Origin of the sequence: Aliiroseovarius sp. (genome assembly GCF_030148435.1) — a bacterium.
Classification (GTDB): Bacteria; Pseudomonadota; Alphaproteobacteria; order Rhodobacterales; family Rhodobacteraceae; genus JASBTN01.
The window spans coordinates 1-14,435 of record NZ_JASBTN010000014.1 but is presented as its reverse complement, the minus strand read 5'-3'; the positions used below and the strand labels follow the sequence as shown (position 1 = coordinate 14,435).

Genomic DNA, 14,435 nt, shown 5'->3' with positions numbered 1-14,435 from the left:
TATATGACCCCGAGGCCCCCTCGCCCCAACCGGCCCGGGGGGCGGCAAAATCCCACTCGCTGCGCACCCGAGGCCTTGGGTTGTCAGACTGCGCCTGTTGCCACGCTACTCCCGGGGATCGCATTCCGATTTCATCTTTCGGGCAAGCGCGCTCATTTCCCTGTAAATGATCCCGGCGGAAGGGTGCCAACGCGCGACGTCCAACCCTTGCTGCTTGACGACGAGCTCGTCCCCCCGGGCTGCGGGCCCGGTCAGCGCCTCCCGGGGGCCCCGGGCCGTTACATTCTCGCAGGTCGCCCGGAGCAGTTTGGAATTGAGCTGTTTCGCGATGTCCTCCGGCACACCCGCCGCGGCCCAGGCGTCACGCGCAAGGGCCTGAAGCACGACCGTGAAATTGTTCGAGATCACGGCGGCTGCGTGGTAAAGGCTTTTGCTTTCGGATCGGATCTCGAACGGAACTCCCCCGATCCCGATCAGCATGGGTTCGATCGCATCCAGAGCAGTCCTGTCCCCCTCGATCCCGCAGAAGGTGCCGTTGAACTGGCGCATGGCTTCAGCGGGATCCGCGAAGGACAGCACCGGGTGGACACTGGCCAACTGCCACCCGAGGCCGCGAAGCGGGGCCATCTGCTCTGCGGCGAAAAAGCCGCTGCAATGAAAGGCGATCGGCGCTGACCCCTCGTGTTTGCGCTGTTTGAAAACATCGGAGATTTCGGACGCCACTGCCAGTATCTGCGTATCCGGCACGGCCAGGATCCACAGGTCTGCGGGGCGCAGGTCGGAAGGGTGCTCGACCGCTCGGCCATCCCCGACGAAACCGACGGCGGCCTGCGCCGAAACATATCGGCTGCTCAGGACGTCCTGGATCTTGCAGGCAGGCAGAGACCTCAGAAGTCCGAGCAGGGTTTTCCCCACGCGTCCCGCTCCAATCAGGTTCACCGAGATTGTCGGCATCGGATTTGTCCCCTGTTTTCGGAAGCCACGGTTGCCTGGTGAGGTTTCGCCGTAGTGGTCTGGCGTTGTTTTAGGTTGCCCTTCAACCGGCAGGGAAGAACATTTCCTCCACGGCCACCTATAGTCCTGACCGGCATCACGGCCGGATCAGTTCAGATCGCTCAGCAGCCGCTTGTGTTTCTTCGCCTCGTCTACCGCCTGATGCAGGGTCAGAATGCCGCGGGCCTCGAGCATGGCGAGCATCTTGCACAGCACCTCGGCCGTGGCCTGGGCATCCCCCAGCGCGGTGTGGCGCAGTTTCTCGGGGATCACAACGTCAAGCCGGTCACACAGCGCGTCCAGCGTGTGCACCTCGGTGGTGCCGTAGAGCACAGCCGAGAGCAGCACGGTGTCGAGGATCGGATGATCCCAGTCTACCCCCATGTCATCCGCGTGACGGCGCAGGAACGCCATGTCGAAAGGCGCATTATGCGCCACCAGAACAGCTCCGCGCGAAAAGTTGTGCATACGCTTGCCCGCCGCCGCGATCATCGGCGCACCGGCCACCATTGCGTCATTGATCCCGTGCACCTTGGTCGAGGCCGGCGGAATGCGTATGCCCGGATCAACCAGCGTGTCCAGCACTTCTCCTGGCACGATCTGCCCCTTCAACACCCGCACCGCGCCGATTTGCACGATCTCGTCCTTGTGGGGCAACAGGCCCGTGGTTTCGGTGTCGAAGACCACAAAGGTTAGCTCGGACAAGGGGCGGTCCCAGATGCTGCCGCTGACCTGTTCCTCCATCAGATCGAAGTCGAACACCACCGGGCGCGCGGCCTCTGCCCCCATCATCGCATGGGCATCGTCGATGATCAGCAGGTAGCCTTGCCCCGCCTCAAGCGGTTTCAGGCGGGCGTCGAACTCCAGCCCGTTGGCGGCCGAAAGGTCGGTAAAACTCTGTTCGAGCCCCGTTCTCATCATCTTGCTATAGGCAGCCAGAAACGGGCCTTCCTGGAAGTAGTCGAAGATCGATGCATTGAGCCGCGCGGTGCAGACCTGGTTCAGAAGCCCCGCCGCCTGGCTGTCGTAAAGCACGATCTGGTGCGCGGGGTTGATCAGCACCATCGCGACCGGGATTTCCGACAGAAGTGCGGTCAAGCGGGCCTGGTCATTGGCCAGGCGCGCGGTTTCCGAGGCGACGATGCTGGCCTGGTCCATGGTCGATTGCATCAGCTGGTCCGACACCGCCTCGGCCGCATGGGCCAAATCGCCCAGGTAACGGGCGGAATGGGTGTCCATGCCCCCGGCCCCGGCGGCGGCACGCGAGCGTAAGGAGGCTGCGAGACGCTCGATCGGTTTGGCGACATTTTCGTCGAACAGGAACCAGATGGTGGTGGACAGGCCCAGCAGGCCAAAACTCGCCAGCATGGCGGCAAAAGCAAAGCCGTTCACCGCTTCACCTTCGGCTGCCCGCAGGTAGCCCAGCCAGATCGCGCCAAGCACGACCACCAGACCGCCCACCGCCATCAGGACGAAGAACAGGAAGATGCGCAGACGAAGGGAAAGCTTGGTCACGAGGCTCATGAGGTCGCCTCCAACGCGCAGGTGGTAGCGACGACCGGGTCATCTTCTGGCGCGTCGAACCAACCCAATCGGTCCAGCCAGCCTTCGGTACCGATCTCCGCCGGACCCGAGATCGGCGCACGGCGCCCGGCCTCGCAATCCACCATGACCGCCCGCTGGCTGGGTGTGGCCCAGCGGCCCAGGCGCATCAAGTTCACCATGCGCAATTCGGGATAGTCGGGGTGGGTCCGCAGGCTGGCACCGTCCACCGCGACGAACTGTTCGACGAAGGGCTTCGCATAGGTCCAGGGGCGGTAGAAGCTGGTGTTTTCCTGCTGCGAGATCACCACGATTTCCTCCGGCAAATTCGCCACGGTGCGCCCATACCAGGCATATTCATTGGCAATCGTGGTGGCCAGCATGCCGACCGCCACGCCGAAAGGCACGATCCAGCGCGGCAAACGCCTGCCGGTCAGCTTGTTCAGCATCAGGGCAATCCCTGCCCCGGCCACACCGGCCACCAGCGTGGCAACGATTTCATAGAACATAAGCTCTCCTCCCGATGGCCCGGCGCCAGCCTGCGCCGGGCGGGTTTGTTATCCCAGCATGCCGCGCCCGTGGCCGATCGCCGATTGCATCGACTTGATCACCACGAAGGCGTCGCGCAGGTGGCTGCGATCAAACTCGGACAGGTCCGAGGGGGTCAGGTAATTGTCCGGAGCCCCCCCCGCCTTGACCTGGGCGGCCTGATGTTCCAGCCGCGTCTCGGCAATCAGCTCGTAGGCGTCCAGCAGGTCCTGCCCGCCGCCGCCCGACAGGACGCCCGCATGCATCGCGGCCTCCAGCCGGGCGCGGGTGTTCACCTCGCCCAGCCGGCCCTGAAGCGCATAGACACGGCCCAGATCCACCACCGGCACCACGCCGTTGTGTTTCAGGTCCAGCTGGTTCTTGTGCTCGCCCGACCGGATCGTGGCAAAACCGCGCAGCAGACCAAGGGGCGGCGTGTGTTTCAGCGAGTTCGACACCATGTGGGCCACGAAGATCGAGTTCTTCGACGCCATCGCCAGGGTCTGGTCCTGTAGGTCCTCGAACAGGCCGACATGGCCGCCGATGGGCCTGAGGTCGAACATGACCGAGGCCAGCATCTGCGCCTCAGGCACCGGCTTGTTGACCCAACTTTCGAAATAGCCGCGCCAGGTGGTCAGGGGCTGGCACCATTTCGGGTTGGTCGCCATCATGTCGCCGGGGCAGTAGACATAGCCGCAGGCGTCGAGACCGTCGCAGACGAATTTCGCCATTTTGGCGAAATACCCAGTGCGATCCGCTTGCGTGACCGCACCGTCAAGAATCAGGCAGTTGTCCTGATCGGACACGCCGGTCTGTTCCTGACGGCCCTGTGAGCCGCAGGCCAGCCACAGGTAGGGCACCGGCGCGGGTCCGAACCTCTCTTCGGCCAGCATCAGCAGGCGCCGCGTGGCCGTGTCGGCGATGTCCGTGATCAAACGGGTGACGACCTGATGCGGGCGGCCACCTGCAACGAGCTGCACCAGCAGCTGCGGAATGCGGGCAGTGACCCGGGCCATTTCCTCGGCGGTGTCGGCATGTGCAATTTCGCTGACCAGTTCGGCGGAGCTGACCGCCTGGAAACGGGTCAGGTCGGTCTGGGTCACGATGCCCACCAGCTTGCCGCTTTCAACGATCGGGATGTGACCGATCTTGCGCTCCATCATCGCGTGCAGCACATCCGAGCCGATGGAGCTGGGGGCAAGCGTGATCGGGTTCGCGGTCATGACCTCGGCCACCGGGGTTGTGACCGGCAGCGCCTCGGCCAGAACTTTGCCCGAAAGATCGCGGGTGGTGAGGATGCCGGACAATTTGCCCTCCACCGTGACGCAGAGCGACGAAACCCGCTTGTCGCGCATCAGGCGCGCGGCGTCCTGCGCCGTGTCACTGGCGAGGCAGGTCACGGGATTGGCGGCCATCAGCGTGTCCACCTGGGTCGTGGCCAGGTCCGCCTTGACCGGCTTGTCTCCGCGCGAGCGGTCGAAGAAGCGGGCGGCGGCGTCCTGTTCGGCGATCAGCTTGTGAAACCCCGCCGCGGGCAGCATCAGAAGCGTAGTATCGACAACGGCGCGGGCAGCGGTGAGTGAGACTCCTTCGCGCAGCAGACCGCGTTCCCCGAATGAGTTGCGCAGCCCCAGATGGCTGACCACGACGTCGTTTTCGTCGCTCACCTCCACCTCGCCTTCATAGATGATGAAAAGCCCGTCGAGCTCCTGTCCCAGCTCATAGACCATGTCCCCGGCGACCACGGCACGCGCCTCGAAGGCGGGCTCGATGGCGGCAACGACCTCGGCGGGCATCGTGTCATAGGGGTGCACCGAAGAGAGGAAACGCAGGATCTGCTCGTGGGTCAGAGGCATGGCTGGAAAGGCCTTTCGGGAAAAGAAATGTCCCGCCCGGTGTGCACCGGACGGGACAGGATGTGAAGGGGGCGGAGGGCCGCAGGGCCACCTGCCCGAACCATAAACGTTTCGTCACCTGAACATCCGGATTGAGCGACGAAACGTTGCACCACTTTGGAAGCCGTGCATGTCATCGCCCCCAACGCACAGGTGCGCAGGGGGCGAGACATTTTTCTTAGTGATCCGCAGCGGCAGCACCGGCGCCACGCGGGACGCGGACCGATTCGACCAGCTCGACGATCTCTTTCGGGGTCGCCTTGGTCATGCCCGACACCACGTAGGCAACGATGAAGTTGATCGCAGCACCCACGGCACCGAAGGAGGTCGACTTGATCGTGCCCAGCAGCGGGTCGGCGTCCGAGAAGCTGTTGGTGCCCGGGACGAAGAACCAGCCCTTGTGCAGGAAGATGTAGACCAGGGTCACGGTAATACCCGCGATCATTCCGGCAACGGCACCCGAGTTGTTGATGCGGGTCGAGAAGATCCCCATCATCAGCGCCGGGAAGATCGAGGCAGCCGCCAGACCGAAGGCCAGGGCAACCGTCTGAGCAGCGAAGCCCGGCGGGTTCAGACCCAGGTAGGTCGCGATGACGATGGCCACGGCCATGGCGATACGGGCGGACATCAGTTCGCCTTTCTCGGTCATGTTCGGGGTCAGCTGACCTTTCAGCAGGTCATGCGACACCGCCGAGGAGATCGCCAGCAGCAGACCGGCAGCGGTCGACAGCGCGGCGGCCAGACCACCGGCGGCAACCAGGGCGATCACCCAGCTGGGCAGGTTGGCGATTTCCGGGTTGGCAAGCACCAGGATGTCCCGGTTGAACTTGACCAGCTCGTTTTCCGAACCCCAGCCAGCGGCTTCCATCTCGGCAACCTTTTCGGCGTTCTTGTCGTTGAAGTAGGCAATCTTGCCGTCGCCGTTCTTGTCTTCCCAGTTCAGCAGACCGGTTTTCTGCCAGGTGGCCATCCAGTCATACTGAGCTTCGCTTTCCATCATCTCGACGGAAACCGGTTCACCCGACGAACCGTTCGGCCACATCATTTCCGAGATGTTCAGGCGCGCCATGGCACCGACAGCCGGAGCGGTCAGATACAGCAGGGCGATGAACACCAGGGTCCAACCGGCCGACCAGCGGGCCGACGATACGGTGGGAACGGTGAAGAAGCGCATGATCACGTGCGGCAGACCGGCGGTACCGATCATCAGCGACAGGGTGAACAGCACCATGTTCAGAGTATCGGCGTGGTGTGCGGTGTACTCGTTGAAGCCCAGCTCGGACACGATCTGGTCCAGTTTCTGCAGCAGCGGCTCGCCGGAGGCAGCGTGGTCGCCGAACAGGCCCAGGGCCGGGATCGGGTTGCCGGTCAGCTGGAACGAGATGAAGATCGCCGGGATGGTGTAGGCGACAATCAACACGCAGTACTGAGCCACCTGGGTGTAGGTCACACCTTTCATGCCGCCAAACACGGCATAGGCGAAGACAACCACGGCACCGATCAGAAGGCCGGTGGTGTTGTCCACTTCCAGGAAGCGGCCGAAGGCCACGCCAACGCCGGTCATCTGGCCGATCACGTAGGTGGTCGATGCCACAATCAGGCAGATAACGGCCACCATGCGAGCGGTCGGCGAATAGAAGCGATCACCGATGAATTCCGACACGGTGAACTTGCCGAACTTGCGCAGATACGGCGCCAGCATCAGCGCCAGCAGCACGTAGCCGCCGGTCCAGCCCATCAGGAAGGTCGAGTTGTCATAGCCGGTAAAGGCGATGAGACCGGCCATCGAGATGAACGAGGCGGCCGACATCCAGTCGGCGCCGGTGGCCATGCCGTTGACGACGGGGTGCACACCCCGGCCCGCGGCATAGAATTCCGAAGTCGAGCCCGCGCGGGCCCAGACGGCAATACCGATGTAGAGCGCGAAGCTCGCACCGATAAAGATCCAATTGAGAATAAACTGATCCATTGTCCCTATGCCCTGTTCTTATTCTTCTTCGACGCCGTGTTCACGGTCGAGCTTGTTCATGCGGAATGCATAGAAGAAGATCAGCGCCAAAAAGACGAGGATCGACCCCTGTTGCGCGAACCAGAATCCCAGGTCGGATCCACCGACCGCGATTCCGCTCAGCATCGGGCGCAGCAGAATGCCGAAGCCGAACGAGACCAGCGCCCAGATGATGAGGCTGATCACAATGATGCGCAGGTTCGCTGACCAATACGCGTTGCTGGATGAGTTGTCGGACATGTGTCCCCTCCCACTCTTTCGATTTTGACGGGGGCCGGGCCCCCGCCTCTCCTTCCCTTACGCGGTCGCCTTGGTGACGATCGCGCTCAGTCCCTCTGCAATTTCCTCGATCGCGCCCATGGCATCGATCTTTTGCAGTGCGCCCTTGCCGCCGTAGTAGGCAATGAGCGGTGCCGTTTGCGCGTGGTAGGCCTCAAGACGGCTGCCCACTGTTTCGGCATTGTCGTCGGCACGGCGTTTCATTTCCGTCCCGCCGCATTTGTCGCAGACGCCGTCCTTGGCGGGCTGCTTGAAGCTGTCGTGATAACCCTCTCCGCAGGATCCGCAGGTGTAGCGGCCCGAAATCCGGCTCACCATGGCGGCATCATCCACTTCGAGGCTGATCGCGGCGTTGATCTTCTGGCCGCTTTCGCCCAGCAGCGTGTCAAGGGCCTGCGCCTGCACCGTGGTGCGCGGGAAGCCGTCCAGGATCACGCCCTTGGCGCAGTCATCTTCGGCCAGGCGGTCGCGCAGGATGTTGATGACGATCTCGTCCGAGACCAGATCACCCGCTTCCATCACGGCCTTGGCGGCCTTGCCGGCGTCGGTGCCGGCGGCCACGGCGGCGCGCAGCATGTCACCGGTCGACAGCTGGACCAGGCCGAACTTGTCTTCCAGCATCCGTGCCTGCGTGCCCTTCCCGGCGCCCGGAGGGCCGAGAAGGATCAGAACGGGGGCGGCGGTGGAGGTGTTGGCTCCGTCCATCTTACGCGTCCTTCCGGTTCATGCGGTTTTCGATCAGCTCGTCCACCACGCCGGGTTCGGCCAGGGTCGAAGTGTCACCCAACGCGCCAAAATCGTCCTCGGCGATCTTGCGCAGGATACGGCGCATGATCTTGCCCGAACGGGTCTTGGGCAGGCCCGGCGACCACTGGATCAGGTCCGGCGCGGCGATCGGGCCGATTTCGGTACGCACCCAGGTGCGCAGCTCCTTGCGCAGTTCCTCGGTCGGCTCCACGTCATTCATCAGGGTGACATAGCAGTAGATGCCCTGGCCCTTGATGTCGTGCGGATAACCCACCACGGCGGCCTCGGCGACCTTGGCATGCGCCACCAGGGCGCTTTCCACCTCGGCGGTCCCCATGCGGTGGCCAGACACGTTGATCACGTCATCGACGCGGCCGGTGATCCAGTAATCGCCGTCCTCGTCACGGCGGCAGCCGTCACCGGCAAAGTAATAGCCGTGGTAGTCGTTGAAATAGGTCTTCTGGAAGCGCTCGTGGTCGCCCCAGACCGTGCGCATCTGGCCCGGCCAGCTGTCGGCGATGCACAGCACACCTTCGACGCCGTTGCCTTCGACCAGATCGCCCGAGGTCGGGTCCAGTACCACCGGCTTCACGCCGAAGAAGGGTTTCATCGCCGCGCCCGGCTTGGTCGCATGGGCGCCCGGCAGCGGGGTCATCATGTGGCCGCCGGTCTCGGTCTGCCACCAGGTATCGACGATCGGGCAATTCCCCTTGCCGACGTTCTCGTTGTACCAGTTCCAGGCTTCCGGGTTGATCGGCTCGCCCACGGTGCCCAGCACCTTGAGGCTGGACAGGTCCTTGCCCTCGACAAACTCGGTCCCCTTGCCCATCAGCGCGCGGATGGCGGTGGGAGCGGTGTAGAACTGGTTCACCTTGTGCTTCTCGCAGACGTCCCAGAAGCGCCCGGCATCCGGGAAGGTCGGTACGCCTTCGAACATCAGCGTGGTCGCGCCATTGGCCAGCGGGCCATAGACGATGTAGCTGTGGCCAGTGACCCAGCCCACGTCGGCGGTGCACCAGAAGATGTCACCGTCGTGATAGTCGAACACGATCTCATGGGTCATCGAGGCGTAGACCAGATAACCGCCCGAGCTGTGCACGACGCCCTTGGGCTGGCCGGTGGACCCGGAGGTGTAGAGGATGAACAGCGGGTCTTCGGCATTCATTTCAACCGGCGCGAAATCAGTGGAGGCACCTTCGCGCAGCGCGTTGTAGTCGAAGTCGCGACCATCGGTCCAAGTGGTCTGTCCGCCAGTGCGCTTGACGATCAGCGCCTTGCAGTCATGGGTGACGTGCAGCAGCGCCTCGTCGGCGTTGGATTTCAGCGGGGTCTGACGGCCACCACGCGGGGCGTAGTCGGCGGTGATAACCAGCTTTGCTTCGGATCCGTTGATCCGGGCTGCCAGCGCGTCGGGCGAGAAACCCGCGAAAACGATCGAGTGGATCGCACCGACCCGCGCGCAGGCCAGCATCGCATAGGCCGCTTCCGGGATCATCGGCAGGTAGAGGACGACGCGGTCGCCCTTGGACACGCCCAGGTCGGTCAGGATGTTGGCCATCTTGCAGACTTCGGCATGCAGCTGGGCGTAGGTGATGTGCTGCGCGTCTTCTTCCGGGTTGTCCGGCTCGAAGATGATCGCGGTCTGATCACCGCGGGTCGCCAGATGACGGTCGATGCAGTTGGCCGAGACGTTCAGCGTCCCATCGGCGAACCAGTTGATCGAAACGTCGGGGAAGCTGTAGTTCACGTCCTTCACCTGGGTGAAAGGCTTGATCCAGTCGATGCGTTTGCCGTGCTCGGCCCAGAACGCGTCCGGGTCGGCGATCGAGGCCGCATACATTTCTTCATACCGCTCTGCGTTCACATGGGCATTGGCAACCATTTCGGCCGACGGGGCGTAGGTCGCACCGGTGTTGGCATCCGACGACATTCGGGATCCTCCTAAAATATCCTCCTCGGCGCGGTGGGTGCGCCGGGTGACGGCCCCTGTTTTTGACAGAGCTCCCTCACCGGGGGTGAAAATAGGTTCACAAGCCCCCTGCAAACAACAGATTTCTTGTAAATTCGTTTAACTCTCCGTCATTTTTTCTGTAAACCATTTTTCCGCCTCGGTGTTTTTACACGCAAATACAATTGACTGCGTGTGAAACGAGTGAAAATGACCTCGTAAAAAACCGCACCGGTTGCAACGCTAACAATGTTGCGCAATTCAGCAAGATTCGGTCCGGATCGTTCCGCGCCGACCCGGGCCGTGAAGTTTTCGAGGATTCTCTCAGGCCAGAAGCGCTGCCGTATGGCGGGCGATCATCTGTTCTTCGTCGGTGCGGACAACGAAAACCCGTGTGGCCGCGCCGGAGGCCGTCAGCTCGCGGCGACCCTCGGCATTGGCCTGCGGATCAATGGCAATTCCGGCCCAGTCGAGCCCTTCGCAGACCCCGGCCCGGACCGCTGTCGCGTTTTCGCCGATGCCACCGCAGAAGACCAGCGCATCGAGACCGCCCAGCAAGGCCACCTGCCCGCCCAACTCGCGCTTGATCCGGTGCACGAAATAGGAAATGGCGCGGCGGGCATCCTCGGTATCCGCCGCTTCCAGCGCGCGCATGTCATGACTGAGACCGGACAGGCCCTTGAGCCCGCTTTCACGATAAAGCAGCGTCTCGATTTCCCTGGCGGACATGCCTTTCTCGGCCATCAGATACAGCACGACGCCCGGGTCCAGCTGGCCGCAGCGTGTGCCCATCGGCAGACCATCGAGCGCGGTGAAGCCCATCGAGCTGCCGACCCCATGCCCGTCATGCACGGCGCACATCGAGGCCCCGTTGCCAAGGTGGGCGATGATCACCCGGCCGTTTGCCAGTTCCGGCGCGATCTCGGCCAGGCGGCCCGAAACATATTCATAGCTGAGCCCGTGGAACCCGTAGCGCCGGATGCCTTCGTCATAGAGCGCCTTGGGCAAGGCGTAGGTGTCGGCCTCCCAGGTCTGAGCGCGGTGGAATGAAGTGTCGAAACAGGCAACCTGAACCGCCTCGGGGAAGGCGGCACGGGCGGCCTGGATGCCGGCCAGGTTCGCGGGCTGGTGCAGGGGCGCCAGCGGCACGAGCCCTTCGAGATCGGCAATCACCGCGTCATTGATCACGATCGGCGCCGTATGCTCCGGCCCGCCATGCACCACGCGGTGGCCGATGGCCGTGACCCGGGCATCGGGGCGCAGAGCCTCCAGCCGCGCCAGGACAACCTTCAGCGCGGAGGCGTGATCGGCCCCTTCCCCGGGGCTCAGATCCCGTTCTTCCCGGCTGCCGTCCTGCGCCTTCAGGGCAAAGCGCGGTTTGGCGCCCAGCCCTTCGACCTGACCGCGCAGCTGTTCCACCGGCGCACCACCGTTCGCATAGAGCGCGAATTTGATCGAGGAAGACCCCGAGTTGAGGGTCAGCACATGGGTCATGTCTCAGTGTCCTCCACGGCCATTGCGAAGCAACCATTGCGAATAAAGCGCGGCGACGGCACAGGAGGCGAGCCGCGCCTTCTCGCCATCCGCGCGGGATGTCACGATCACCGGCACGCGAGCCCCCAGAACCAGCCCGCCGGCCTCGGCATGGGCGACGAAGGTCAGCTCCTTGGCCAGCATGTTGCCCGCCTCAAGGTTCGGGGCCAGCAGCACCTCGGCCCGGCCCGCAACCAGCGAGGTAATGCCCTTGGTGCGCGCGGCGTTCACGTCCATGGCGTTGTCCATCGCCAGCGGCCCGTCGACCAGCCCGCCCTTGATCTGACCGCGTTCGGCCATTTTCGACAGGGCGGCCGCATCCAGCGTGGACTGGATCGCCGGGTTCACGGTCTCGACCGCTGACAGCACGCCGACTTTGGGCTGATCCATGCCCAGCGCCAGGCAGAGGTCGATGGAGTTCTGGCAAATGTCCACCTTGTCCATCAGCGTCGGTGCGATGTTCACCGCGGCATCGGTCACGACCAGAAGATGATCCAGCCCGGGCACATCCATGATGAAGGCATGGCTGAGGCGCCGCCCGGCGCGCAGGCCCTCGCCCTTCTTCAGGATCGCCGACAGCAGGTCCGACGTATGAAGATGCCCCTTCATCAACGCGCCCACCTGCCCCGCGCGGGCCATGGCCACCGCGCAGGCGGCGGCCTTGTCGTGACGCGCTTCGTCGATGATTTCGATCCCCGTCAGGTCGTCGCCGGTCTCCTCGGCGCATTGTTCGATCAGCCTGCGCGACCCGATCAGGACAGGTTTGATGATCCCGTGCCGGGCCGCCAGAAGCGCGCCGCCCAGCGCGTCGGGTTCTTCCGGCGCGACCACGGCCGTGGGAATCGGGTCGAGCCCTTCGACCTCTTCCAGGATACGGTCGAAATGGGCGTGGCGGGTGATCAGGACCTCGGGGATGTCCCCCTCTGCGATCTCGATCGCCACGCGCGAAGTCGGCGTCTGCACCTCGGCCACGCCGGCGCAAAGCACCCGCCCCCGGTCATTTGTGACCTGCGTATCCAGCCGCACCATCTGGTCGGGCAGTTTTTCAATCACGGTGACGGTAATGGTCAATTCGTCCCCAATGCGCGCGCGGCCCATGAATTCCAGCGTTTGCGAACGGTAGAGCGACCCGGGCCCGGGCAGCGAATTGCCAATCACCGAGCTGAAAAGCGAGCCCACCCACATCGAAGGCGCCACCGCCTCATGCGTATCATGCTCGTCATTTGGCAGGTGCAGCGGGTTCAGGTTGCCCGAGGCATGGGCAAAGACATAAAGGTCATTCGCCGTGCACTGCCGCTTCAGGCTGGCTCGGTCGCCGACCGACAGGTCGTCCCATAACTTGTTGCGCCGGATCATGTTCACGTCTCTCTTCTTGGCTACTCGTCTTGTCATATAGCGACAGGCGGCCCGCCCGTCATTAGCGACAGGCATCCCCTTGACACATACCGCCAGATGCCGCGCGCGCGTCAGTCCAGTTGCGCGGGGCCGGGATACGGGAAAACGCAAAAAAGGGAAGCGAAAACGGGTCAAATCGTGCAAGGGCCGGTCACGATGCAAAGCCGCCTGAGCTGCTCATTTATGCGGCCCCGTGCCCCGAAGGCCAAGGGGCTTTCCCAGCCGGGAACTGAACGTCCGGGTGTCGGAAAGTCAGGTCGCAGAGCAAGACTACGGAACAGTCCGGCGATGGCTGGTCTCATGGCTGGTTCAATACCATGTTCACGGACCGAACCTTTTACATTCCGCAGGAAGAGCGGAACACGAGGTAGAGAAAGACCGCACGGTGAATGGCACCGGGGCTGGTTCTGAAAAACCGAAAGGGAGAGCATCCGGGCATGGCAGGACGCTGGATTGGTACCCGTTCCACCTCACCTTTATCCGGTTTCCTCTGACGGTATGGTGGTGTGGGGGTGTAAGGTGCCCGGCGCACCGCGACGGCGGCTAGGACGATTGCAAGGACGGTGGCCACCCCCCAGACCAATACGATCTGGCGCCGGCCATCGTCCCGCATGTGGCCTCAGCAGAGGCCGCGGCGCCTGTCGGCAGAAACGGCAGCCGACAGGGCCATGACCACGGGGAACGGGACCGTCCCCAACGTGGTCAATCGGGGATCAATCGTGCCCAAGCTCTTCCTTGTGGGCTTCCTCGCCGGGCGCGTCCTCGTGCGCATGATCCATCATCGCGCGCACCTCGTCGCTGAGTGAATCCTCTGTCAGCTTGTGCTGTTCGGCATCATCGTGGAGGAAGGCGATGATATTGCCCAGTTCCTCGCCGGTGAACAGGATCTGCTCGTCGAACGCCTCTTCCTGTGCTTCGATCATTAAGGGAGCCATCGCCCACATCTTGGCCGCGAAATCGAACGGGTTCATCACCGGTTCCATCGAGTGCGCATCGAGCGACGACGCATCCTCGCCACCGACACCATTTACCGAATGGCAGGCGACGCAGCCCTTTTCGACAAAGAGCTCCCGCCCTGCGTGAGCATCCAGTTCCGGCGTTTCAAGACGAACCGAAATCGGCTCGTGTTCGACTTCTTCCTTGTGCCCGACATCGGCCAGAGCCGGCGAAGCAAGTGCAACAGCAGACAAGACTCCTGCCAGCACGGCTGATTTTTTGACGATCATAATCATAGTTCCCTTTGTTGTGCGGCTCGCAAAAAGGCACTCTTTCGGATTGTCCCGCCCCTCTTTGCGTATTCCACGCTATCCTATCAGAGGGGGGGGCAAATTTGCGCTGGGTCAAATTCGTGTATTCTCTCACGATCTTGTGATGGCACGAAACCGGCCGCTGGAAACCGCTCGCGCGTCTCCACGGTCAAAAGGGTGGGCTTCACAGGAGGGGCACCTTGTGCCTGCTGCTTCCCCGAGGCAGGTTCGCAACCCGCCTCCTAGCTGTTTATACCCGGTGAGTCGCGCACGACCACTTGACCAAAGTCAACGAGCCCCGGGAAAGTCCCGCCCAAGGC

11 protein-coding genes are annotated in these 14,435 nt (G+C 63.2%); all 11 read right to left on the bottom strand.

Going from position 1 to position 14,435, the window contains the following annotated elements; all coding sequences use genetic code 11:
- Positions 1-105: 105 nt before the first annotated feature.
- On the bottom strand, positions 106-954 hold the full coding sequence (locus tag Q1V43_RS02760) for a Rossmann-like and DUF2520 domain-containing protein (RefSeq protein WP_300513700.1): 849 nt from the start codon (positions 952-954) through the stop codon (positions 106-108).
- 147 nt (positions 955-1,101) lie between these two features.
- On the bottom strand, positions 1,102-2,517 hold the full coding sequence (locus Q1V43_RS02755; RefSeq protein ID WP_300513698.1) for a 3'-5' exonuclease: 1,416 nt from the start codon (positions 2,515-2,517) through the stop codon (positions 1,102-1,104).
- Complete coding sequence (locus Q1V43_RS02750; RefSeq protein WP_300513696.1) at positions 2,514-3,044, bottom strand: hypothetical protein; 531 nt, start codon at positions 3,042-3,044, stop codon at positions 2,514-2,516. Before Q1V43_RS02750 ends, Q1V43_RS02755 begins: the two co-directional genes overlap by 4 nt.
- A 48-nt stretch (positions 3,045-3,092) precedes the next feature.
- Positions 3,093-4,919 (bottom strand): DUF294 nucleotidyltransferase-like domain-containing protein, encoded by a 1,827-nt coding sequence (locus Q1V43_RS02745; RefSeq protein WP_300513694.1) that lies wholly within the window; start codon positions 4,917-4,919, stop codon positions 3,093-3,095.
- Positions 4,920-5,136: 217 nt separating this feature from the next.
- Positions 5,137-6,927: a sodium:solute symporter family protein gene (locus tag Q1V43_RS02740; protein ID WP_300513691.1), complete on the bottom strand. Its 1,791-nt coding sequence runs from the start codon at positions 6,925-6,927 to the stop codon at positions 5,137-5,139.
- Positions 6,928-6,945: 18 nt separating this feature from the next.
- Positions 6,946-7,206, bottom strand: coding sequence for a DUF4212 domain-containing protein (locus Q1V43_RS02735; protein WP_300513689.1), 261 nt, complete (start codon positions 7,204-7,206; stop codon positions 6,946-6,948).
- 57 nt (positions 7,207-7,263) lie between these two features.
- Positions 7,264-7,950 carry an adenylate kinase gene (locus tag Q1V43_RS02730; RefSeq protein ID WP_300513687.1) on the bottom strand — a complete coding sequence of 229 codons (687 nt, stop codon included), beginning with the start codon at positions 7,948-7,950 and terminating at the stop codon, positions 7,264-7,266.
- A 1-nt stretch (position 7,951) separates the two neighbouring features.
- Complete coding sequence (gene acs, locus Q1V43_RS02725) at positions 7,952-9,922, bottom strand: acetate--CoA ligase (RefSeq protein ID WP_300513685.1); 1,971 nt, start codon at positions 9,920-9,922, stop codon at positions 7,952-7,954.
- A gap of 342 nt (positions 9,923-10,264) precedes the next feature.
- Positions 10,265-11,434 carry an acetate/propionate family kinase gene (locus Q1V43_RS02720; protein ID WP_300513683.1) on the bottom strand — a complete coding sequence of 390 codons (1,170 nt, stop codon included), beginning with the start codon at positions 11,432-11,434 and terminating at the stop codon, positions 10,265-10,267.
- A 3-nt stretch (positions 11,435-11,437) separates the two neighbouring features.
- Positions 11,438-12,829: a bifunctional enoyl-CoA hydratase/phosphate acetyltransferase gene (locus tag Q1V43_RS02715; protein ID WP_300513681.1), complete on the bottom strand. Its 1,392-nt coding sequence runs from the start codon at positions 12,827-12,829 to the stop codon at positions 11,438-11,440.
- 752 nt (positions 12,830-13,581) lie between these two features.
- Positions 13,582-14,100: a c-type cytochrome gene (locus tag Q1V43_RS02710; RefSeq protein WP_300513679.1), complete on the bottom strand. Its 519-nt coding sequence runs from the start codon at positions 14,098-14,100 to the stop codon at positions 13,582-13,584.
- Positions 14,101-14,435: the final 335 nt, after the last annotated feature.

Excerpts from the sequence above, each read along its gene's own strand:
- Q1V43_RS02730 (WP_300513687.1), bottom strand. The coding sequence starts at position 7,950 with ATGGACGGAGCCAACACCTCCACCGCCGCCCCCGTTCTGATCCTTCTC.
- Q1V43_RS02720 (WP_300513683.1), bottom strand. The coding sequence starts at position 11,434 with ATGACCCATGTGCTGACCCTCAACTCGGGGTCTTCCTCGATCAAATTC.
- Q1V43_RS02760 (WP_300513700.1), bottom strand. The coding sequence starts at position 954 with ATGCCGACAATCTCGGTGAACCTGATTGGAGCGGGACGCGTGGGGAAA.
- Q1V43_RS02715 (WP_300513681.1), bottom strand. The coding sequence starts at position 12,829 with ATGATCCGGCGCAACAAGTTATGGGACGACCTGTCGGTCGGCGACCGA.
- Q1V43_RS02710 (WP_300513679.1), bottom strand. The coding sequence starts at position 14,100 with ATGATTATGATCGTCAAAAAATCAGCCGTGCTGGCAGGAGTCTTGTCT.
- Q1V43_RS02755 (WP_300513698.1), bottom strand. The coding sequence starts at position 2,517 with ATGAGCCTCGTGACCAAGCTTTCCCTTCGTCTGCGCATCTTCCTGTTC.
- Q1V43_RS02740 (WP_300513691.1), bottom strand. The coding sequence starts at position 6,927 with ATGGATCAGTTTATTCTCAATTGGATCTTTATCGGTGCGAGCTTCGCG.
- Q1V43_RS02745 (WP_300513694.1), bottom strand. The coding sequence starts at position 4,919 with ATGCCTCTGACCCACGAGCAGATCCTGCGTTTCCTCTCTTCGGTGCAC.
- Q1V43_RS02750 (WP_300513696.1), bottom strand. The coding sequence starts at position 3,044 with ATGTTCTATGAAATCGTTGCCACGCTGGTGGCCGGTGTGGCCGGGGCA.
- Q1V43_RS02735 (WP_300513689.1), bottom strand. The coding sequence starts at position 7,206 with ATGTCCGACAACTCATCCAGCAACGCGTATTGGTCAGCGAACCTGCGC.
- acs (WP_300513685.1), bottom strand. The coding sequence starts at position 9,922 with ATGTCGTCGGATGCCAACACCGGTGCGACCTACGCCCCGTCGGCCGAA.